Source organism: Spirulina subsalsa FACHB-351 (genome assembly GCF_026130165.1).
In the GTDB taxonomy this organism is placed as follows: Bacteria; Cyanobacteriota; Cyanobacteriia; order Cyanobacteriales; family Spirulinaceae; genus Spirulina_A; species Spirulina_A subsalsa_A.
Genome location: NZ_JAIHOM010000050.1, coordinates 1 through 22,961 on the forward strand (window position 1 = coordinate 1; position 22,961 = coordinate 22,961).

General features: G+C 46.8%; 16 protein-coding genes. 7 read left to right on the forward strand and 9 right to left on the reverse strand.

All coding sequences use genetic code 11. From position 1 onward, the window contains the following. Positions 1-232: 232 nt before the first annotated feature. On the reverse strand, positions 233-1,660 hold the full coding sequence (locus K4A83_RS11655) for a hypothetical protein (protein ID WP_265264726.1): 1,428 nt from the start codon (positions 1,658-1,660) through the stop codon (positions 233-235). A gap of 161 nt (positions 1,661-1,821) precedes the next feature. On the opposite strand from K4A83_RS11655, the gene K4A83_RS11660 reads away from it, so the two are divergent. Further along, positions 1,822-3,081: a glycosyltransferase family protein gene (locus K4A83_RS11660; RefSeq protein ID WP_265264727.1), complete on the forward strand. Its 1,260-nt coding sequence runs from the start codon at positions 1,822-1,824 to the stop codon at positions 3,079-3,081. A gap of 15 nt (positions 3,082-3,096) precedes the next feature. On the opposite strand, the gene K4A83_RS11665 is transcribed toward K4A83_RS11660, so the two are convergent. Together K4A83_RS11665 and K4A83_RS11670 are read right to left on the reverse strand one after the other, a co-directional pair. Further along, positions 3,097-4,008: a DUF6999 family protein gene (locus K4A83_RS11665; protein WP_265264728.1), complete on the reverse strand. Its 912-nt coding sequence runs from the start codon at positions 4,006-4,008 to the stop codon at positions 3,097-3,099. A gap of 1 nt (position 4,009) precedes the next feature. Next, positions 4,010-5,881 (reverse strand): 3-oxoacyl-[acyl-carrier-protein] synthase III C-terminal domain-containing protein, encoded by a 1,872-nt coding sequence (locus K4A83_RS11670; RefSeq protein ID WP_265264729.1) that lies wholly within the window; start codon positions 5,879-5,881, stop codon positions 4,010-4,012. 391 nt (positions 5,882-6,272) lie between these two features. Between K4A83_RS11670 and K4A83_RS11675 the strand changes: the two genes are divergently transcribed. The 4 genes from K4A83_RS11675 (at position 6,273) to K4A83_RS11690 (ending at position 11,514) form a co-directional block, all read left to right on the forward strand. Further along, positions 6,273-6,869, forward strand: a complete 597-nt coding sequence (locus K4A83_RS11675) for a hypothetical protein (RefSeq protein ID WP_265264730.1) — start codon at positions 6,273-6,275, stop codon at positions 6,867-6,869. Positions 6,870-7,299: 430 nt separating this feature from the next. Further along, the gene (locus K4A83_RS11680) at positions 7,300-9,612 is read left to right on the forward strand and encodes a sensor histidine kinase (RefSeq protein WP_265264731.1); all 2,313 of its coding nucleotides are present in this window, start codon (positions 7,300-7,302) and stop codon (positions 9,610-9,612) included. Further along, complete coding sequence (locus K4A83_RS11685; protein ID WP_265264732.1) at positions 9,557-10,009, forward strand: response regulator; 453 nt, start codon at positions 9,557-9,559, stop codon at positions 10,007-10,009. The genes K4A83_RS11680 and K4A83_RS11685 overlap by 56 nt, the downstream gene beginning before the upstream one ends. Positions 10,010-10,314: 305 nt before the next feature. Continuing rightward, positions 10,315-11,514, forward strand: coding sequence for an ATP-binding response regulator (locus K4A83_RS11690; protein WP_265264733.1), 1,200 nt, complete (start codon positions 10,315-10,317; stop codon positions 11,512-11,514). Here the strand turns inward: K4A83_RS11690 and xseA are convergent. From xseA to K4A83_RS11710, 4 genes are all read right to left on the reverse strand, one after another. Then, entirely contained in the window at positions 11,455-12,597 is a 1,143-nt protein-coding gene (gene xseA, locus K4A83_RS11695; protein ID WP_265264734.1) for an exodeoxyribonuclease VII large subunit, read from the reverse strand. The genes K4A83_RS11690 and xseA overlap by 60 nt on opposite strands. Before the next feature lie 287 nt (positions 12,598-12,884). Further along, positions 12,885-13,574 (reverse strand): hypothetical protein, encoded by a 690-nt coding sequence (locus K4A83_RS11700; RefSeq protein ID WP_265264735.1) that lies wholly within the window; start codon positions 13,572-13,574, stop codon positions 12,885-12,887. Positions 13,575-13,741: 167 nt separating this feature from the next. After that, positions 13,742-15,502, reverse strand: coding sequence for a sensor histidine kinase (locus K4A83_RS11705; protein WP_265264736.1), 1,761 nt, complete (start codon positions 15,500-15,502; stop codon positions 13,742-13,744). A 62-nt stretch (positions 15,503-15,564) separates the two neighbouring features. Further along, complete coding sequence (locus tag K4A83_RS11710; RefSeq protein ID WP_265264737.1) at positions 15,565-16,434, reverse strand: PhnD/SsuA/transferrin family substrate-binding protein; 870 nt, start codon at positions 16,432-16,434, stop codon at positions 15,565-15,567. 362 nt (positions 16,435-16,796) lie between these two features. On the opposite strand from K4A83_RS11710, the gene psaM reads away from it, so the two are divergent. Continuing rightward, positions 16,797-16,892 (forward strand): photosystem I reaction center subunit XII, encoded by a 96-nt coding sequence (gene psaM / locus K4A83_RS11715; RefSeq protein WP_071525264.1) that lies wholly within the window; start codon positions 16,797-16,799, stop codon positions 16,890-16,892. Between the two features lie 218 nt (positions 16,893-17,110). Then, on the forward strand, positions 17,111-18,904 hold the full coding sequence (locus tag K4A83_RS11720) for a sodium:solute symporter family protein (RefSeq protein WP_265264738.1): 1,794 nt from the start codon (positions 17,111-17,113) through the stop codon (positions 18,902-18,904). Between the two features lie 475 nt (positions 18,905-19,379). Here K4A83_RS11720 and K4A83_RS11725 read toward each other — a convergent pair whose 3' ends face one another. Both K4A83_RS11725 and K4A83_RS11730 read right to left on the reverse strand, forming a co-directional pair. Continuing rightward, the gene (locus tag K4A83_RS11725) at positions 19,380-20,504 is read right to left on the reverse strand and encodes a THUMP domain-containing class I SAM-dependent RNA methyltransferase (protein WP_265264739.1); all 1,125 of its coding nucleotides are present in this window, start codon (positions 20,502-20,504) and stop codon (positions 19,380-19,382) included. Positions 20,505-20,579: 75 nt separating this feature from the next. Beyond that, positions 20,580-22,505, reverse strand: a complete 1,926-nt coding sequence (locus K4A83_RS11730) for an adenylate/guanylate cyclase domain-containing protein (RefSeq protein ID WP_265264740.1) — start codon at positions 22,503-22,505, stop codon at positions 20,580-20,582. Between the last annotated feature and the right edge of the window lie 456 nt (positions 22,506-22,961).

Here is a 22,961-nt window from a genome sequence, read left to right on the forward strand (position 1 = left end):
GGAAGGCAGTTTGGGGGAATAGGGAGTCGGGGCGAGGGGGAGCAGGGGAGTGGGGGAGCAGGGGAGCAGGGGGGCGGGGGAGTCGGGTGTAATGTCATCGACTAACTTTGACTAACTTTAGCTAGAAACCGGGTTGCATTCATTGTCTAGTTTTCTCGATACACCCTAGCAAAAACCCGGTTTCTCATATCAATTATCAATTATCAATTACCTATTCCCTATTCCCTATTCCCTATTGTAGATTATCGAGTTCGCGCTGGAGTTCTTGGGGCGATCGCGGCATCCAATGGTCCCCCAGTAAACGACGCAGCATTTCGAGGGCTTCGGCTTTACTTTGTCCCGTGTTTTCCTCATGTCTGCGCCAAAAGGCATCCCACCAATCGGGGGGTTCCACTTTGTCCCCGTCGTACTCGGTGGGTCGTCCTCGCACTCCATCCACGACTAAACTCCCTACATAGTCCCCATCGTCATATACGCGGTCGATTTGTTCTCGAATTTCCCGCAAGTCCCGTTCTACTACGACCCCGTTACTGGTAGCTTTATAAAACTGGACGGTGACACGGATGGGGAATTGGGGATCTCGTTCAATGGCCAGTTGATCAATTTCCGTAAAGGGTCCCTCAACGGCACCATGACCAATGACGGCGGCTTCTACATCAGAGCGACGTAATTCCATGGGGGCGGCCGCTGGGGGAGCCATCATCATATCTCCGGCTTCCATTTCCAAGCGCATGGGGTATTTTTGTTTGAGGGGGACTTGAATTAACATCACCATGTTTAAGCCTTCCTCTCCGGCCGCTTCAGCACCGGGGCCGCTGCCACTACTGCCTCCCTCGGCCTGAAAATCGCTTAAACGCTGTCCGGTAAAACTAGCGCGATCGCCATTCTTATTAAAAAACAAACGCTGTCCCCAGGTCGCCCCGGCCTCAAAGGCATCCCTTGTATTATCAATCACGGTGATGCTGGTGCCTTCCCGGGTCGCCAAAATGGTCAATACAGCCGGGTCATTCCTCATGGACTGATAGTTAAATAACACCGGATTAAATTCCGCTTGTCCCCCTTGGGGAATGGGGAGGAAACAGGCTTGAGCCGAAACTAATACATGGGTATCTCGATCCGCTAACAGGGAGGTTTCCCGACCAGCCCAAGAGTTGGGATCATGGAGATAGTTGCGTAAGTTGCCCAATAAGTCCCGCAAAGATACCCGTTGCAGGTCTTTCCCCTTCTCATTGCCCACCAAGACAAAAAAGCGGTCTAGGGGAACATCGGCGGAAAGATCGGTAAAGTTGGGATGGCGAATGACAGGCATCAAGTGTAGAGAATACTGATTCGTGCGGGGATTGCGCTGTTGAATTTGGATCGTCATGTCGCTAATATTGGGTCCGACGGCGGAGTTGTGGTAACGTCCTGTATCCTCCCAAGTCAGATTCAGGATCTGTAAACCAAACTGACGGGCTAAATTTTGCGATCGCGCATCTCGTACCATTTCCACAGTCCGCTCAATCACCTGTTGATCAAAGCGATACTGCACATAACTTTGAGGTGCTACCATCGGGGAAGGATTGGTTAAACGAGGATTATTCGAGGTTTGGGCTGTGGCTGCCGTTAAACTCAAGGGCAAACAGCAAGCTAGAGTTAAAGCTAAATAGGGAAGTTTCATTGGTCGATCCCATCACAAGATACCTTATCCTAAGCGATCTTTTCCCTTCTTTCTGCCTTGTTACCGTTTTTGTAACCAACCAACACTTGTATCAAGCCTAACAGCATTTTTTTTTAGATTTATTTAAGATTCTACAGTTTTGTAGAAATGCTGGTGGCTATATGGACTATAAACAAGAATTAATTACAACGATTCATGATTTTGGCTGTGATCTAGAAGCTTTGGAACAGCGTTTAATCCAACTGAGCGAAGAATCACCAACAGCTATCATCATCCCGGCTTTGTACCAAGAGCTTGAACGTCCTGCCCTGAAACAGATTCGGGATCATCTCACCACTTGTTCTTTTGTCAAAACCATTGTTGTTTGCCTCTATGCAGAAACTTTAGAACAATATATCAATACGGTTAATTTTTTTGAACCCTTGCCTCAAAAGGTGAGAATTCTTTGGGAGAATGGTCCGAGAGTGATGGCCGTTTTAGAGGACTTGCGCGATCGCGGCTTAGATTTAGTCGATCATTTTGGCAAAGGAATTGCCGTCTGGCTAGGCTTAGGGGTGGCTTCCCTCGAAGCAGAAGCGATCGCCCTCCATGATGCCGATATCATCACCTACAATCGCTCTTACCCCCTCAAACTCCTCTATCCCCTCCTAGAAAAAGAATTTGGCCTCGCCTTCAACAAAGCCTATTATGCCCGCATTGGCGGCAATCCCCCCACCTTCAACGGTCGCGTCGTGCGTTTGTTCGTTGCTCCCGTCCTCCGCGCCCTCAGTGACTTATTCGGAGAACGGAACTATCTACATTACCTTAACTCCTTTCGTTACCCCCTCTCCGGAGAATTTGCCCTCACCCGTGACTTAGCCCTCACCACCCGCATTCCCGCCACTTGGGGCTTAGAAATCGGCTTACTCGCCGAAGTGTACCGCAACGTTGCCCATAAACGTATCGCCCAGATTGATCTTGGCGTATTTGACCACAAACACCAAAAACTGGGCAATCATAGTCAGGAAGGCCTACAAAAAATGTGTCGGGATATCTTGCGCTCCCTCCTACGCACCTTAACGGAAACCGAACAAGTGATCATCACCTCCGATCATATCCGAGCCTTGCGCGTCAAATTCCGCCGGGAAGCCCAAGATTTGACCCGTCAATACTATGTGGACGCTCGCTTTAACGGTTTAATCTATGATCGTCATCCAGAAGAAGTCACTATAGAAGTGTTTGAACAAGTGATTGCTCAAGCTGGAAAAGAGTACGAAAACGATCCAGCCGGGGATCAAATCCCCGACTGGACTAGAGCTTTAGCCGTTATGTCAGACTTGCGAGAACGCCTATTAACTTGTTGTTTAGAAGATGTAGCCGAACATACCGGACAGGTGTTAATTCATCCCCAAGTCGATCCAAATTTTAAGCGTAGTGCTTAAGCGTTGATTCATAGACTAATCTTCTCTCAATTCAGCCTGATCTCGCCGAATTTCTAAATAACGGTGAATATATTCCGTTGTGATCCCATGTAACATCAAATTCCGTGCGGCTTGAAAGGGACTATTGGGCGCGAGAGGATGGCGATTGCTAATCACATGATTCCAACTGCTATCGCCCGTAATTTGGGTAAAGTATAGCCCAAAATTTTCATCAAATTGTAACGACAAAACCGCCCGTTCAAATTCATCACTGGTCAAACAGAGGGAGTAAAAGACTTTAAATAACTCAATGGCAGATTCTAAATCTAAAATCCGTAACCAGCGCCATTTTTTAAAGTTCATCTCCACGGATACCGGACGAATACTTTTAAAATTAATCCCCCGTTGCTTCAGTTTAGCTTGCCAGTGGGGATTTTCTTGTTGCGCTCGATGATAGTCATAGACAAAATTATACAAAATCAAATCATGTTCAAGGAACACATTATGGGCAAGGTCATCCACTTTTTGGGGATATAAATTAGACTTTTCTAGATAAGGATTCGGACCATTATCTATGAGAAAATTGACGATATTAGACCCTAAGCTAATATGACGGACGATTAAATAACAAGCTTCTGGTGAGACAAAATATTTCAGGAAAAAAGTCGCTGATTGGTGCATAAATCCATAAAAATGGAACTGAAAGGGCAACAACCGTTTAACGGTCATAATGACGGCTAAACAGAGATTAGCTGTGATTTTTATGGGGATTAGTAAATAATTGCGCGTCCAGTTTTGCAAGTCGCAAATCATGTACTGTTTCGCCACGGGATCAACGGGGATGGCTTGGTCTAAATAAAGCACCTGCCAAGTGTTTGGATTTCGGCGATTATAGGGGAAAAAAGCAGGATCTAAAGGGGTGAGAGATTCAGCCTCATTCTGGGTCATTTTAGCGCATCTCCTCTAGTTGCAATTGATATAAACGGGCTGTAACGCGGGCAGTATTAACGATTTTTTGCGCCATTTCTGCGGTTAACCAATCGGCGTTTAAAATTGCTTCGAGTTTGCCGAGATGGGACTCATCATTTTCCCCATGATAGGCTAAAAAAGAAACTTGATCATCGGTTAACTTGAGGGTTGCTTTAATCTGTTTTGCCCACTTTCCGGCTAAACGATTACCTAGCCCTTCAATGATGAACATACTGCCTAACAAATCGAGGGGATTTTCTTGGGATGCTTGATGAAAAATAAAGGCAGAAAGGGCTTGAGAACCGATATTTTTGGGGGAATTGACTATTTCGGATAACTCTCCCCCGACACTCACATAATTCCGCTCTAACATCTGATAGTCGCGGTGTTCGTCTTGGGCATGACCGATAAAGAGCGATCGCAACCGAAAATCTAGCATATTCGAGGCCGCCCGTGCAATCCACCTTGCCCCTTCCACCACTTGCGGCCGCAAATTCCGCAAAAGCAGTTTATAATCCTCTCGGGTGAAATCTCCGCGCTCTAATTTACGAATCAGGGACACCCCATGCAGTTGTTGTTCAAAGTCTAACCAAACTAAGGTTAATTGTCGCAATAAATCCGCCGCAACTGAGTTTTTTACAGCCTCATTTTCCCGGTTTAATCTTAGCTGAGGTGCATTAACAACAGCTTGCTTTTCCCCCTCCCTAATCCCAGAGAGTGCATTTCGTTCAACTACCGTGAGCATCATATAAGCCGTAGTGTAGCGCCCACTTTCCGGCACAAAACAAAAGATTTTTTCTCCCGGTTGTAATTTGCCAGAGTGAAATAATTCCTCTAACATTAAATAAATAGAAGCACACCCAGTATTTCCCCTTGTATATAGGTTAGTAAACCATTTTTCTTCGGGAATCATACAGTTGGCTTTTTCCAGAAAATCTACAATTTTACTGCGGAAAAAATGAGAGGAGTAATGGCACAACAACCAGTCAATTTCTTCCGGTTTAACTCGACCTGCTTCAATGAGTTTTAACCACCCCGTCACCCCTAGTTTAATCACTTCATCTAAACGGCGAATATCTTGCCTTAAATGAAATGCACCCTCTTGAACGGCTTCTGCATAGGAGGGATAATCTAACCAGCTTTTTTGAGCGCTTTCATTAGCTGTTCCCCCATACATACAAACGGGATAATGGTGAGCATGGGAGATTAATTCAATCCAATCCACTCGTAAGCTAATTTGTTCAGAAGCGGGGGTATTTTGAATGACAAATGCACCCGCTCCATCCGACAGCATCCATCGCAAAAACTCTGTATCAAAAGCAACTTTTTCACCATTTTTATAGCGTTGGTCTGCTTCAAAATGACCCGATTTAAACAAGCGAGACGCGAGTTCTGAAGCGACGGCAATAGTATTTCGTCGCTTGCCTAATTGGACTTGGGAACTCGCATAATTTAAGGCCGCTACTCCTGCACAACATACCCCTTGTAGGGAAATAGCTTCCAGGGGGGAAAATTCGGTTAATTCCCCATGTACCATGCTAGCAAAACCGGGAACCGTTAAATCGGGTAAAGTAGTGCTACAGGCTAATAAATCAATGGCATGGGGTTCAAGATTGAGGTAGGATAAGGCATCTCGCACCGCAAAAGCGGCCATTTCACTATTTTGATAGCGGGTTTTTTGTTGCAGATCAATGGCATAATAGCGTTGTTGAATGCCGTTGCTCTTGAGGATACGGTGACGGACTTTAGAAGCGCGATCGCCAATTCTCCCCAGATAGCTTTCCATCTCATCATTGCCAATGGGTTCCCCCGGCAGAAATTTGCCAATACTGGTAATATATGCTGATTCCATGGGCTAGGATCGGTAAATAGTAGTGTGTCGTTAGGTCAATTCCTGATCTGGATTCACCCTAACTCCTTTGACTGTAATCCGAGACTACAGGAATCGAGAAAGTCCTGTGCCAGTTTGTGAACTTTCACTCTCCCAGATCAGTCAACAGTCAACAGTCAACAGTCAATAGTATTAGGGTGCATCAAACCGAATGACTTGGGTTCACTCAAAGTTACTATAGCGTTTCCATTTGAGTTTTGTAATCCATAAGGGAAAGCAAAGGGAACAGGGAACAGTATACAAGGGTTACAAGGAGCTTGAAGTATTATGAAAAACTGCTCTGAGAGTTTATCAATGATTTGGAAACGCTATATAATCCTGACGCACCATTATTTAACTAGGAGTTATTATCATGAAATCCTCTGTCGTGATGCTAGTGATCGGATTCCTATTATCCCCAATATCTCCCACAATAGCTCAAGATTCCCCCCTTGCTGCATCCCCCCCCATCCCCACCCCAAATCCTTACCTCCTCGAATTTATTCCGGCCAGTAATGATCCCTTTTGGGATAGTTTTACCCAATCCTTAAATCAATGTAGCATTAACCCCAATATTCTCCGAAGAGGAGAACGAGAAAACCTCATTGAACAAGGAGTAATTACCCCAGAAACGATTTCCCAAGAAGCAATAACTACCCCGAGTTTATGGTGGACTTATCAACAGTATGGGGAAGGAAAACTACTACAAGATTGGCTCGCCTTTCCCGCACAAAAACGTCTGGACTTAGTGGTAAATCGCCAAATGTGGGCGCAAATGGACTATATGCAGCAGTACCGTTTTGTTAACCGTTTCGGTTCTGTCGCTAGACAATACGGGTATGAGTTGCGCGTCTTTAATTCTGAACCCCGTTGTTTAGCCCTTTATTCCTGCAATTATAGCACCTTGCCTGACCCGCCCCAATGTCAGGTTAATTTACGACCGATGCAACGCAATCCTTTCAATTTTTAGGCTATTACGACTAGCCCGCCAAAGTAAACATTAATAACGAAAATTAAATTTTTGTATATTTACACAAATAAATGTAACAAAAATGTTGCGTTATTCAAACTTTTTCCATCCAGCCATGAATCGCTCCCTGAACAAAAAAGTTAAGTTATACTAGGGAAAGAAAGCCAAATAGACTCAGAGCTTATCTATAGTTTTCCCGTTTTCCTAAATCTGCTGTTCATGTCTTGTCTATTTTTTGGGTGACGCTTCAATTAAGGCTCGATAACTAAGAATCGCGATAACTAAGAATCGATGGGGTAAAACCGAGTTTACTCATCTAATTAAAGACCGGATAAATCAAAGACAGGATACAGTTAAGTTTGTCCCAATCAGAATCAAGATAAAACCGTCTTTTATTCCTTAAATACCTCCCTTAACCTTACCAAAAACTATGGTTATTAGTTCCCTAAAAGTCCAAACTCATAATTTCGTTAATTTAACCGAAGAACCCATTCATTTGATTAGCCAAATACAACCTCACGGGTTAGTTTTTGTGCTGAGTGAACCAGAACTTAAAATTGTGCAGGTCAGTAGTAATACCCGAGCGATTTTGGAGGTTTCACCGGATCAGGTACTGAACAAAAATCTGGAAGATGTTCTAGATTCAGTGCAAATAGAACCCTTACAAAAAGGACTAGCTGAAGATAACTTTGATTGGGTTAATCCTAGCAAAGTTTGGGCGAGGACAAAGGGCGATGAGTATATGGTGTTTGATGCTGTCTTTCACCGCAATCCTGAAGGGTATTTAATTCTTGAACTTGAACCTGCAATTTCTCAGGAAAATATTCCTTTTTTGAGTTTTTATCACTTGGCTAAAACCTCAATTTCTCAACTGGAAAAAACAAGCACACTTGACGAATTTTGTCAAATTATTGTGCAGGAAGTGCGCAAAATGACCGACTTTGATCGGGTGATGTTGTATAAATTTGAGGAAGACGGTCATGGGGTAGTGATTGCAGAAGATAAGATCCCAGAGTTAGAGCCTTACTTAGGCTTGCATTATCCCGAGTCAGATATTCCCAAACAAGCGCGCAAGTTATTTGCTTCTAATGTGATTCGCCAGATCCCCGATGCTGGCACAACTCCCGTCTCTTTAGTGCCGCGCCTGCATCCGGTGAGCGATCGCCCCATTGACCTCACCTACTCCATTTTGCGCAGTCCCTCCACTTGTCACCTCGAATATCTGCACAACATGGGAGTTGGGGCATCCCTCACCATTTCCTTAATTCAAGACGGGGAACTGTGGGGCTTAATCGCCTGTCACCACCGCACCCCTAAATTCATCTCCTACGAACTGCGCAAAGCCTGCGAATTCCTCGGCCATGTGATCTTTGCCGAAATTTCCGCCCGGGAAGAAACCGCCGATCAAGACTATCGCCTAAAACTGGCCTCCATTCAAACCCGTCTCATCGACTACATGGGACAAGACGACAACTTTATTGAAGGATTAGTCAAACATCAACCCAATCTATTAGACCTCACCAACGCCCAAGGCGCTGCTATTTGTTTAAGTGGACAATATATTACCCTCGGCAATACCCCCAACACCGAAGAACTCAACTTTTTGCTGCAATGGTTGAGTAAAAACATCGAAGATCGGGAAATCTTCTGCACCGACTCCCTGGCCCGGTGGTACTCCGACGCAGAAACCTTTAAAGATGTCGGCAGTGGATTATTAGCCATTCCCATTTCCAAACAGAATTATGTGCTGTGGTTTCGCCCCGAAGTCATTCAAACCGTCAACTGGGGGGGAGATCCCGGCAATGCCTACGAAACCATCCAAGAAGCGGATACCGTGAAACTATCCCCCCGGAAATCCTTTGAACTGTGGAAAGAAACCGTCCGTCTGAAATCCCTGCCGTGGCAAGGGGTAGAAGTAAAGGCTGCCCTAGGACTACGCAAAGCCATTGTCAACATTGTTCTGCGTCAGGCCGATGAATTAGCCCAACTCGCCCAAGATTTAGAACGCTCTAACGCCGAATTGCGGAAATTCGCCTATGTGGCCTCCCATGACCTGCAAGAACCTTTGAACCAAGTGGCGAATTATGTCCAATTGTTGGCCCTGCGCTATAACCAACAATTAGATAAAGATGCCCACGAATTCATTGATTTTGCCGTGGAAGGGGTGAGTTTAATGCAGACCCTGATTGATGATGTCTTGGCCTATTCCCGGGTTGATCTGAAGGGAATTGAATTTGAACTCACCGAGGTGGAAGTTGCTTTAAAACGGGCGTTAGGCAACCTACGGGGTCGCATTAGTGATAATCAAGCGACCATCACCTACGACCCCTTACCGACGGTGACGGCTGATGGGACGCAATTAATGCAGTTATTCCAGAATCTGATTGTCAATGCGATTAAATTCCGCAGCGCGGCCCCTCCGGTGATTCATATTGGCGCACACCGCTTAGAGGAGGAATGGCTGTTTTCCGTGGAGGATAATGGCATGGGGTTAGATCCCCAATTTGCCGAACGGATTTTTGTGATTTTCCAGCGTCTTCATGCTCGGGATGAGTACCCCGGAACAGGTATGGGACTAGCGATATGTAAAAAAATTATCGAATGTCACCGCGGCCGGATTTGGGTAGAATCGGAGCTGGGACAGGGCGCAACATTCTATTTTACGATTCCCATAGGAGGACGTGATCGTGAACGACGACGCAAAGGGCGGAATCTGCAAAACAATATTTTTAGTCGAAGATAATCGGGCAGATATTCGTTTAATCCAAGAAGCATTAAAACATAGCACGATTCCCCATGAAGTGATTACGGTGCGCAATGGGATGGACGCAATGGCCTATTTGCGACAAGAGGGGGACTATGTAGATTCCCCCCGACCGGATTTAATTCTCTTGGATCTGAATTTACCGCGTAAGGATGGGCGGGAAGTGTTGGCGGAAATCAAGTCCGATTCTGATTTGAAGCGGATTCCGGTGGTCGTATTGACGACTTCTCATAATGAAGATGATATTGCTCAGAGTTATGAGTTGCACGTGAACTGTTATATTACCAAGTCTCGCAACTTGAACGAGTTATTTGCAATTGTGAAGGGAATTGAGGATTTTTGGTTAAAAACTGTAACACTTCCTTCAGAAAGTTAAGCTTAAATGCTCTTGACTTTTAAGCCGTTTTAACTAATTTTTTGGAAGATTTTGCCCTTACCTCCCCCAAACAAACTGGGGGTATGATTCCTGATCAACCCTACCCAAAACCCCTCGCCGTTAATGAGTCAGAGTGAATCTTAAAGTGTGAAATTATCTCAAAAAAACAACCAACACCAGACGATCTTTCAAGTTGATTTTATAATAGAGATTGAAAAAAATCTTGATCTGTGATTGAAAAATCTGGAGGTGCCGCCCGAGGTTTAGCAAACATCATTAAGGAGAAATTGCGCCCCCTAAACATTATGCCAGCCAGTTCCCTGAACATCTTACTGATTGAGGACAACTTGGCGGAAGCCAGATTGTTGCGTGAGCTTCTCAATGACTCTCACTCGGTTTCCTGTCGTCTGGTTCATGTCAAGCGATTGAAGGAGGCTTTGATTAAGCTGGGTGACACGACCTTTGATGTCATTTTACTGGATTTAACGCTGCCGGATAGTAATGGTTTGTTGTCCCTGTCTCCCTTGGCGGTTTGCGCCCCCAGTGTGCCGATTGTGGTGTTGACCAATACAAACGATTCAGAGTTAGCGCGGGAGGCGATGCGTCGGGGGGCGCAGGATTATTTAGTCAAGCGTCAGGTGAATAATACGGAGACGTTAGTCCGAGCGTTGATCTATGCGGTGGAACGAAAACAGGCGCTGGAGTCTTTGCGGGAGAGTCATGAGGCGCTGGAAAATCAGATTGAGGAGAAGGTGGCGGAGTTATTGCAAGCGCAACAACAGAATCAGTTAAAGTCTGAGTTTGTGTCGATGTTGTCTCATGATTTCCGCAATCCGTTGAATACTATTTTGTTGTCGGCTGGGTTGTTACAGGATAATCAAGATCGGTTGACGGAGGATAAGAAAATTCGCTTGTTCCAACAGATTCGGCTGGCGAGTAAGAGTATGGCGCAGTTGTTGGATGAGGTGCTGTTAATTGGTAAGGCGGAGATGGATCAGTTGCCTTGTGAGTTGTCTCCGTTGTCGCTAGAGTCGTTTTGCCGGGGTTTGGTGGAGGAGTTGGAGGGGAGTATGGTGGAGGGGAAACGAGTGTGCTTTTCTTGGCAGGGGGGCTATTCTGAAGGGTTATGGGATAAGCGGTTATTGCGGCATATTTTGGAAAACTTGCTGTCGAATGCGCTTAAGTATTCTCCTGAAGAGACGATAGTGGAGTTTGAGGTGGAGGTGGGGGAGGAATCGGTTTTGTTTGAAGTGCGCGATCGCGGTATTGGCATCACTTGGGAAGACCAGAAGAAGTTATTTCAACCCTTCCATCGGGGTCGGAATGTGGGACATATTACGGGAACGGGTTTGGGTTTAGCCATTGCGAAACATTGCGCCCAGGCCCACGGGGGAATGATTCGGGTGGAAAGTCAAGTCGGGGTAGGAACTACGTTTCGGGTTGAGTTACCCCTGGTTGTCGATGACTTGCACGGTAATGCGACCGCGAGCGAGTTGCACAGTTAGGATCTGCCCCGGTGTCACTTCCTCGGGGGAGCGTAGGAGAGTGCCATTGTCTTGGCGGGCGAGGGCATAGCCTCGATCTAAGACGGCTTGGGGATTGAGGACGGCTAGTTTTTCTTGGCAGAGATGGAGACGGGTGCGGGCTTGTTGGAGGGTCTGACTGCGAGTAGGGAGTTGGCTGAGGTGTTGTTTTAGCTGTTGCAGGTGTTGCTGTTCTTGCTGGAAACGGGCGGCTAGGGCGCGGGAGAGGGCTTGTTTTCGGTTTTGGTGGGCGTGATAGAGTTGGGCGATAGGGGGAACGGCTCGCTCGGCGGCGGCTGTGGGGGTGTGGGCGGCTAGATCGGCGACGAGATCGGCTAGGCATTCATCCCGTTGGTGTCCAATGCCTGTGATAACGGGACGCTGACAGAGTGCGATCGCCCTAACCACCCGTTCATGATTAAAACAGTCCAAATCTTCCACTGCTCCACCCCCTCGCGCTAGGATGATTAACTCGGCGCGATTGTCCTGTTCCACCCGGGCTAGGGCTTGAGCAATGGAGGCGGGGGCGAGATCCCCTTGTACAATGGCCGGGGAAAATAACACCATCACTCCCGGATCTCGTTGTTCTAGAGTGCGTTGAATATCTCCCCAAGCGGCGGCCGTGGGGGATGTGACTACGGCAATCCGTTTGGGATAGGGGGGCAGGGGGCGTTTGCGGGCTGGGTCAAAAAAGCCTTCGGCGGCTAAACGAGCTTTGAGTTGATTGGCTCGCAGGGCTTGTAATCCTTCCCCCATCGGTAGGATTTGCAGGGTTCTGAGTTGGTATTCTCCCCGCTTGGTGAATAGCTGCACGCTGCCTAAGATACAGACCTGTTCGCCGACTTTGGGCATTTGGATCAGGCGATCGCGCAAACTCCCCCAAACCACACACTTAATCGAAGCCATCCCCTCGGAATCACTGAGGGTAAAAAACAAACCACTCACATGATGATGGACACTCGTCACATCCCCCACCACCCAAAGCTGTTGGAGTTGGGGATCTTCTTCGAGTACATCTTTCAAGTATTGAGTTAGTCCGGCAACAGAGAGGGCAGTTTCGGGCATTAGGACAGGGAATGGGGGAGCGGGGGAGCGGGGGAGCAGGGGAGCGGGGGAGCAGGGGAGCGGGGGAGAGGGAGAGTCAGGAGTCCGTAATAATTCTCTATTCTCACTTCTCACTTCTCTCTTCGCGAGGGAGTCGGGAGTCGGGAATCGGGTGTCGGGAATCGGAAACAATTATCAATTGTCAATTGTCAATTATCAATTCCCTATTCCCTATTCCCTATTCCCTGTTCCCCCGCTCCCCTCTCCCCCTCCCTTATGTAGGGTGCGTCAGAGGGAATCGCGTAATCCTAAAACGCCAAAGTTTCAATACTTTGCTCAAACACAGGTAACTGCTGGGGGAAACTGACCGCACTAGACGAGAACACCACAATATAAACCCGATCCCGTCCCGGAATCAAATACAACAACTGCTGTAATTCCTGCTGCTCATTGTTTTGGGTGGTGATACTGGCTTGAGTTACAATGCGACCCGATGAGATATTATTCACCTTGACAATTTCTCGTTGCAAAACTTCAAAGCGTTGACTCAAAAGTTCTGCCGTTGCGTCTAAATAATTGGCAATTGGCGTGTTAGGAGGAATGGGAGCCGAAGTAATATTAACACTGGCTAAAGTTCCTTGAGGATCAACCTGAGAATGAAAGGCGACTAGGGCGAAGGGGATAGGACTTTGGCGAATAATATTCACCCGTTGAGACGAGTCGGGAATCACTTCCCCTAGTTGTTGTTCAATACGGTCTAAATCGGTACTGGGATTTCCGCCATAATAGCTAGTCGGTAGAGCTAACGCCACTCCATCCCCTTCAATGACTTGCCACCCCGAGGGAATGGCAGACTGAGCGAGCAGATGGAGGGTATGCTCTACTTTAGTGTCATGAGTGTCATGGGGGGTTATCCTTTCGGCGATCGCAGGAGTTGGACCCCCGATAATCACACTACAACAAAGGAGAGTACCGATTGTTTGCCAAGAAAAAGTCATAAAACCTGTTAAACCATAATAGTTGTACGAAACCGACCGAACACCCTTATACGTGCGATCGCCCCATCCCCAACTGTCAGGACAGGACCCTCCCATTGTATCCTAGGCTTGCCCGGGACGTATTTGCTAGTAACAAAAAATATTCTCAATTCTCCACACCCGATTTATTATCCCGGAGCAAAGGGGAGAGAAATCACAAACTCCGTGCCACTTCCCACCTCAGAAACAACCTCAATTCTACCGTGATGTTGCTCAATAATTTGATAACACACTGTTAGCCCTAAACCCGTTCCCTTGCCCACAGGTTTTGTCGTAAAAAACGGATCAAATAACTTGGCTTGTAATTCTGGGCTAATACCATTCCCATTGTCTTTGATGTGAATTTTAATCCAGTTATCTGCCGTTTTTTCTGTTGTAATCCAGATTTTTTTACCGATAATTCTTGCCTCGTCTAAAGCATCCACCGCATTACTAATAATATTCATAAAAACCTGATTCAACTGAGCGGGGTAGCATAAAATTCGGGGAAGCTTTACATAATTTTTTATAATTTCTACCTTTTGATGTAACTTATTATTTAAAACCATTAAGGTGTTTTCTAAGCCATCATGGATATCCACTTCCTTCATAGCCGCTTCATCCAGACGGGAAAAGTTACGCAAAGAAATAATAATGTTTTTAATGCGACTACTGCCCATTTTCATGGAGTGAATAATCTGGGGAAAATCCTGTTGAATAAAGTAAAAATCAGAATCCTCTATTAATTCATCTAATTCTGGATCAGAATCAGGATATTTTTCCTGATAGTAAGTAATCAAATCAAACAAACTTTTACTATATTGTTCCAAATGAAGTAAGTTCCCATGAATAAAATTAATGGGATTATTAATCTCATGGGCAACTCCCGCCACCATTTGCCCTAAGCTCGACATCTTTTCCGACTGAATTAATTGGGCTTGGGTGGATTTTAAATTCTGGAGAGTTTTTTGTAATTCTTGGGTGCGTTCTTGAACTCGTTCCTCTAAAGTTTCTTGGGACTCTTGCAACTGTTCGGTATAATCTCCCATCCACTGAATTAACTGATTTAAAGCCATTGCTAGCATTTCCACCTCATCCTGACTGCAAACATGACTCCGCAGGTGAAAATTGCCCTCTTGAACCACTCGTTGGGCAAGCTGAGTCACCTTCTCCACTGGTTGAGCAATGGCGCGACTGGTTCGCCAAGCCAGCCAAGCCGCTAAACTGGTAAAGAGCAGCAGACTGGCTATAATGACGCGCAAACGCAATTGATTAGCAGCTAAAAGTTGCAAATTGGCTTCTTTTGCCTGACGACTCGCTCTTTGGGCAATGCGGGTTAACCGTTCCGAGTTGCGTTCTAATTGGACGCGCAAATGTTTAAAATCGGTTTGATTGACACGGTTTAAAACTAAGTGCTGGGCTGCGGGAAGTTCTTCCTCGGATAAACGGAGAGGGTCAAAATTTCCCCACAACTCTGTCATCAAACGATCATAGCCTTCAATGGTTTGTTGATAACTGTGCAAAACAGATTGAAAACTGTAGGTGTCTACGACAATATCCGTCTCATCATTGGAAATAAATCCCTCCAACTCATCAATCAGTGTTTGAGCTTCTAGGACATGACTTTTAAACTGATTAATTTCATATTCAAACCAAAGAGAATCCCCCAACACCGTCATTAACTGTTGGGGATGGAGACGAACTTGAAAAACTGCATTTTCCAGTTCTTGAATTAAGATATGTTGACGATGGGCTAAAATTAAGCGTTCTTGGGATTTTTTCTGGTAGTAGTCCCCAAATGTTAAGCCCGCTCCAATGCCACACACCGCGATAACAATCACCACAGCGTAGCCATAGCCAATTTTTTTAGCTATCCCAAAACGGCGATTGATGCTATTAGGTCTGGTCATCCAGCGAGGAAAGCTTGCAATAGGCTTTATTCTACCTTCTGGGACATTGAAAACAGCCATAATTATAAAAATTCTCCTTGACCGATAGCTTGATAGACTTCTCGCACCATGTCGTAATCCTCATCTTGGGCTTCGACGAACCTAGCCCCTACATACTTGTCATCATCAGCTTCGGCTAAACTTGTAAGGAGAGAGTCTTGATGGGTGAGTAATTGCGATCGCAACTCCTGCACCTCCGCCTCAGAAAACCGACTACTCACCATAAACAAATCATTGGGCAACAGCGCCCCCCGCACCAAAACCCGAAATTCCCCCTCAGACCAGCCCCGTTGCTGTAAATGATTTTGGTAGCGCAAAAACGTCCCCCCCCAAGCATTGACTCGCCCCTCCTTCAGGGCATCTAATCCCTCCCCCCGCAACATCTCCACCTTGACATCAGTTTTGGGGTCTAACCCCCCGTCAATCAATAACTTAGTCGGGCCTAGATGGCCACTGGTAGACCCAATCGACCACATCGCGATAGTTTTGCCCTCCAAGTCCTCAACCCCCTCTATTTCGCTCTCTGCCCGCACACAGAGCAGGGAATAATAATTAGGGCGAGTGACCCCCACCAGAGGAATCGCATTAGTCCGAGCATGAATCGTCACATATTCCGACGGTCCAGCGAGAACAAAATCCACCTGATCATTTTGCAAAGCAACAGCCGCCGCCATAAAATTAGGCACGGCATACCATTCAATAGGGAGGTTGAGGATTGTCGATAAAGTAGTTCGGAACCCCCCATAATACTGCTCTAATTCATCAACACTGGTTAAATCCGTCACCGTAAACCGTAGCTTATCCCGACTTGCCAAAACATTAGACAAAGGCTGACTAGCACGACATCCCACTAAAAAAAGCAGGGCATAACCTAAAAAATTGCGCCGTCTCATCACGTTCTGACCTCTAAGCTCAAACTATACCGAGATTAATAATCCTGCGCTGTTCCGTTTCCCCGAATTTGACCGTCCTAACCCTAGTGATACCCCAGAAATACTGAGGGGATGAATCTTGTCATCCTCCCCCCAGTGGAAAAGACCACTCCAGTCCTTCAGTGATTTAGACCCCCTAACTGTAACAAATGTAACTAATCGGGAGATTATCCCTCCCCTAAGAGCAGGTTAAGTTGAGTTGATTTCATCCCCTCGTGAAGGGAATTTTATATTTATTTTTGTAACGATTGCGCTCAGAAAGGGGCGATTTTAACGCAAAGTGATGAGTAAATTATCTGTTCAGTAAGGAGATTCATCGAACCATGCCCTTATCCGATACACAAGTTCTAGTGGCTCTCGTGATTGCTTTGATTCCCGGAATCCTTGCTTTCCGCCTTTCCACCGAACTTTATAAGTAAAAGCCTTTTTCCCTTAGCTAAGTTGGGGTATAGCTCTGCTGTACTCCAATTTTTTTGGGTTCAAGGGATAAGGGAACAGGGAATGGGGAACAATTATCAATTCTCAAGGTGTAGGGTGCATCAGAAGAATAACTGAGGTTAAACAGGAATGAACGTATCCTGACGCACCATCCTTGTTACCGTGAACAATAAACTTGTCACCTTCCTACATCCAAAGTATGCAAGCATTAGATTGGTGGATTATTCTGGGCTATTTAACCCTGACGATGGGCGTGGGTTTATTCCTCTCCCGCAAAGGTTCTAAGAGTTTAGTCGATTTCTTCGTTTCGGGGCGGTCTTTGCCGTGGTGGTTAGCCGGAACCAGTATGGCGGCTACAACGTTTTCCATTGATACTCCCCTCTATGTGGCGGGAGTGGTGGCAACGCGAGGCATTGCCGGAAATTGGGAATGGTGGAATTTCGGCATTGCTCATATTATCCTGATTTATATTTTTGCCCGCCTCTGGAGACGGTCAGAAATTGTCACCGATGCCCAACTCACCGAAATGCGCTATGGGGGCAAAATGGCGGCCATTTTGCGCGGTAGCAAGGCTTTTTTGTTTGCTGTGCCGATTAACTGTATTGGTATAGGCTACGCCATGTTAGCGATGGTTAAGGTAGTAGATGCCCTCGAATTGTGGCAAAGTTTGGGTATCAATCCGGGAGATAACCTCAAGTTGTGGAGTGTGATTGGGGTGAGTGTTTTTGTTCTCATTTACTCCGGTTTTTCTGGGTTGTGGGGGGTAGTCGCGACGGACTTTTTCCAGTTTTTCCTGGCCTTGTTTGGGGCGATTATCGTGGCGGTGATTGCGGTGAATCATGTGGGGGGAATGGGGGAACTCATTCCGGCAGTGCAGCAGGCGACGGATATTGATGTTTTGGCGTTTGTGCCGTTTAACTTGAATTTTACTTGGAGTGAGACGGCTGGGATTACAGCCTCGACCTTTTCGGCGTATTTATTGGTGCAGTGGTGGTCTTTTCGGCGCAGTGATGGGGGGGGTGAGTTTATCCAACGATTGGCGGCCGCGAAGGATGAGGCAGAAGCGGAAAAAGCGGCTTGGTTTTTTAATTTGCTCCATTATGTGGTGCGGACTTGGCCTTGGGTGGTGGTGGCCTTGGTGGCGGTGGTGATTTATCCTGATTTAGGCGATCGCGAACTGGGTTATCCTAAACTCATGTTAGACTTCCTCCCCGTAGGTCTATTAGGATTAGTCGTCGCCTCCCTCATTGCCGCCTTCATGAGTACCGTCTCCACTTCCATTAACTGGGGCGCGTCCTATCTCACCAATGACCTCTATTTGCGCTTTTTACGCCCCGAAGCCGACCAAAAAGAGTTAGTCCTCGCCGGACGGCTTTCTTCGGTCTTCGTCACCCTTTTAGGAGGCATTGCCGCCTTTTATTCAGACAATGTTGGCGACATCTTCCGACTCGTCCTAGCTATCGGTACCGGCCCCGGTTTAGTTTTAATCTTGCGCTGGTTTTGGTGGCGTATCAATGCGGCCGCAGAGTTAACCGCTATGTTATGCGGGTTTGTCATTGGTTTAATTACCAGCACTTCCCCGGTACTCAATGAACTTATCCCAGATTTTGGCGTGCGTTTAATGGTCATTTCTGGCCTCACCGCTTTAATCTGGATTACCGTGATGTTCCTCACCCCTCCTGAGTCTGACGAAACCCTAGACGCATTTTATCGCCAAGTCCGCCCCAGTGGCCTCGGTTGGCACAAGCAACGATTACGCACGGGGGTGTTACCGGGTCAAGATTTAAGTCGTGATGCCTTGCGCGTGGTGACGGCCACCTTGCTCTTGTTTGGGTCGATGTTTACCATTGGGGGCTTTTTATTATTACAACCTGTAACGGGCTGGTGTTCTCTGATTGTGGCGGTTTTGAGTGGTTTTGCCCTCCGGCGTTTAAATCGTCGTCCCTTTCCAGCCATCCCCCGACCGGGATTAGATGATGATATCTCTAATTAGGGCTTGCTGAATAACTTGGGGAGCAGGGGAGCAGGGGAGCAGGGGAGTCGGGAATAATTATCAATTGTCAATAGAAACCGGGTTGAATAACTTGGCTCGTTTTTTCGGCTAGGTTATAGCAAAAACCCGGTTTCTTATCCTCACTGACTAGAAACTGGAAACCGGGTTTTTTCAATCCTTCTTGTCTCGCTATATCCTGCCAGCAATTAGGTTTCTTCTCCCCTCTCTCCCTAGAAACCGGGTTGAATAACTTGGCTTGTTTTTTCGGCTAGGTTATAGCAAAAACCCGGTTTCCTATCCTCATTCACTAGAAACTGGAAACCGGGTTTTTTTCAATCCTTCTTGTCTCGCTATATCCTGCCAGCAATTAGGTTTCTTCTTCCCTCCCTCCCTAGAAACCGGGTTGAATAACTTGGCTTGTTTTTTTGGCTAGGTTGTAGCAAAAACCCGGTTTCTTATTCTCTTTAAATGGTGTTTAATACAAATCATATTTCAAAAAAGTACAGGGCAAAGAGCCATTATAAACGGGAAAACGACGGGAGGCTTTTAGCCCGACTTTTTTAGTTAACTCTTTATTGCCTGATAAAATATAAGCCGTCCAACCTGTAAAACGCTGTTTAAATAAATCGCCTAATAATTTATAAAAACTGCCCAATTCTTCCACCTCTCCTAAGCGTTTTCCATAGGGAGGATTACAAATCAAAATCCCCGGTTCTGTGGGGGGATAAATGTCCTCAATGTCTTGAACTTGAAACTGGATAGAGTCGCCTAAACCACAGTATTGGGCGTTGGTTCGCGCTTGTTGTATGATCTCAGCATTGCGATCGCTCCCCCACAACGGCGCTGGAAATTTATCCCGTTGTTGTTCTAAGGCCTCCTGACGCAATTTTTGCCAAAGGTCAGGGTTAAAATCAGACCACCGTTCAAAGGCAAATTCTCCCCGCACTAAACCGGGAGCAATATTTAAACTCTGTAGACCAGCCTCTAATAAAATGGTCCCAGAGCCACATAGGGGGTCGTAGAGGGGCGTTTCGGGGGTCCATTGGGCTAATCGTAACAAAGCACTGGCTAACGTCTCCTTGAGGGGTGCAGCGCCCATTGCGGGACGATAACCGCGACGGTGTAAACTACTGCCGGAACTATCTAAACTGAGGATGGCGCGATCGCGGTGAATATGCAAGTTTAACATCAAGTCCGCTTCTTGGGAGTCTACACTAGAACGCCGTCCCGTTTGATCCCGTTGTTGGTCTACTATGGCGTTTTTTACCTGTAAAGCCGTGAAGTGGGTATGATTTAACTGGGCATTGGTTCCCGTACAGTGAACCGATAGGGTCTGGTCTGGGGTGAGATAGTCCCGCCAGTCGATTTTCTGGATTTCTCGGTACAATTGATCCCCATTGCGACAGGGAAAGTTTTTCACCGGGACAAATACCCGAAACAATAAGCGACTCCACAGGTTAACACGATAGAGGAGTTCTTGATTCCCCCGGAAATAGACCCCGGTAAAGTCCGGTTGAACCTCTTGGGCGCCCAAATCCTTTAATTCTTGGGCAGCGATTTCTTCCAGACCTCGGGCTACGGTGGCAAAATATTGAGTCATGATTGGGGAATAGGGAATCGGGAGCAGGGGAGCAGGGGAGAGGGGGAATCGGAAATAATTGTCAATTATCAATTATCAATTCCCATCTTTCACTGATAATCCCACCAAACTATATAACCGCACAGGGAGCGATCGACCTTTGAGTTGATGTTCTCCCAAGTCTGTCACCTCCACCTTATCCTTAACCAGTTCATAGAGGGATTCAGTAATTAGAATATCTGTCCCCAACTCCTTGGTCAATCCTTCCACCCGACTGGCAATATTCACCGTATCCCCCATGACCGCATATTCCCGTCGTCGCCATGAGCCAATATCTCCGGCAATCACTTCCCCGTAACTGATGCCAATCCCGTTAAATAGGGGTTGACGGTTTTCCGCTTGCCAATATTGCCGTAGGAGGGCGAGGTCTTGGCGCATGGTGAGGGCGGCACGAATGGCGTTGAGGGCATCTTCTTCCGGGCCGTGGGAGAGGGGAAAGCCAAATTCGGCCATGACGGCATCCCCAATGAATTTGTCGAGGGTGCCGTTATTCTGCACGATGGCCTCAACCATGGTGTGGAAATAGGTGTTCAGTTGGGCTATTAATTCCTCGGGGGGGAGTTGAAACGATAAGGTGGTGAATCCTCGCACGTCGGAAAAAAGAACGGCCACGTTGAGTTTATGACCGGGTAACATGGTGTAAAAGCTATCGGGGTGTTTGAGAATTTCTTTAACTACGGGTTCGGCGACATAGCGTTCTAAGGTGTTCCGCAAGCGCAGTTTTTCCAGTTGGTTACTCATGGCTGCGAGGAAGAAACTGGAGAAGCTGCTGAGGAAAAGTGCGATCGCCGGAATCGCTGTGGGAAGAATCCATTGACCATAACTAAACAGGATATAACTCCCCCCTAACCACAAGACCATAAAGCCTAAACCCCAGAGTAGTTGTCGCCCCGGTCGTTGGACGAAACGATCGACAGCCAAGCCTAAACTAAGAACAGCGAGGGTGACAATAAAACCCTTTAACCCAAAGTGGGGGAGCAGGGTTGCCATTGCCTTATTCTCTAATAAAGTGGCGATCGCATGGCCATGAACTTCTACCCCCGGCATCCGTTCAGAAACCGGAGTTCGCTGGAAATCCGTAAAGGTGGCCGAGGTGGTGCCAATCAGAACAATTTTGTCCCGAAAAACCCCCGCTTCTTCCAGTCGCGGCCACTCTTCGGGATCTAAAATCCGCCAAAAGGAAACATGGGGGAAAGTCCGATGAGGCAGACCCCAATAAAAGATCCCTTCCCCCCTCGCGGGAGGAATCACCATTCCCGCACTCTCTAAACTCGCCTGGGCGAGAGAGGGAATAATGGGCAAATTGAGGAAACTGGCAATTTGTTCTTGATATACCGCCCCTAAACGATAGACCCGCTCATTGGCCTCCGTGAGGAAATTCACCGACCCCAAGGATAAATTAGGGCTGTTCAACACCGCAAAGGGTTCAAATAGTTGCACCTCTGACCCCTCCTCACTCATGGTTTCCAAGTAGGCCGCCCCCAAGGTCACTTTCCCCACGTAGCGCTCTAAAACCGCTTGGAACGCCTGATCATCCTCTTCTCCGTAGCCACTGGGGAGGTCAAACAGTAAGTCAATGGTCACGGTTTTGGCCCCAGCTTCCAGCAAACGCTCGACCACTAAACCATAGGTACGACGAGGCCAGGGATAGCTTTGTAGTAATTCTGTAATCTCCGCCCGTTGGGGATCTCCCTCAAATTTTTGGGCGGCCGAGAGGGAGGCATCATCTAAGGTCACAATGACAATCTCTTCTGGTACATCGGGCGGGTCCAAAAAAAGCCGGGCTTGAAACAATAAACTCTGGGTATTGCGTTCTAGACTTTGTGTTACCCGGTCATCCCCCGCCGTGAGCAATCCCGCCCCCACTGCCCACAAAACAATTAAACTCCAGCGTAGTCGCGGTGACTGTAATAGGTGAGTCCACCGGAAGGGGCGCTTAGGGGTGGGAAAAGGTGAGGACATGAGATAACATCAGCTTGAATTGGGCATTTCGCATCCAACGGGAGCAAAATCAATAATTGTAACATACACCTTGTCAAAGATATGCCCAAGTTGTATATTGTTAAGACGTATAAAGAAAATCTCAATCTGAATCGTCCTGATTTTTGTTTAGTCAACGGCGGCAACCCTCTGTTTTACAGAGTTTTAGCGTGTTTTCTCCCCCAACTAACTTCGATTTAGCCTCTATTCTCTCCTGTGAGTAACATAAAGACACGGAAAAAACAATCATTAAGTTTTTTGATCAAATGGCTCGTCCGTGAATATACTCAAGATAGAAAATCACAGAAGTCGAATTCCAGAAGTAAACAATCGCAGAAAGGTGTTGCTGGCTAAGGTCATGTTTAGAGGTCTTTATTCCATTGGTATTGTAACTGTCGCTCTAGGAATCCCATTCCTAGGGGCTTTGTGTTTCGGGGT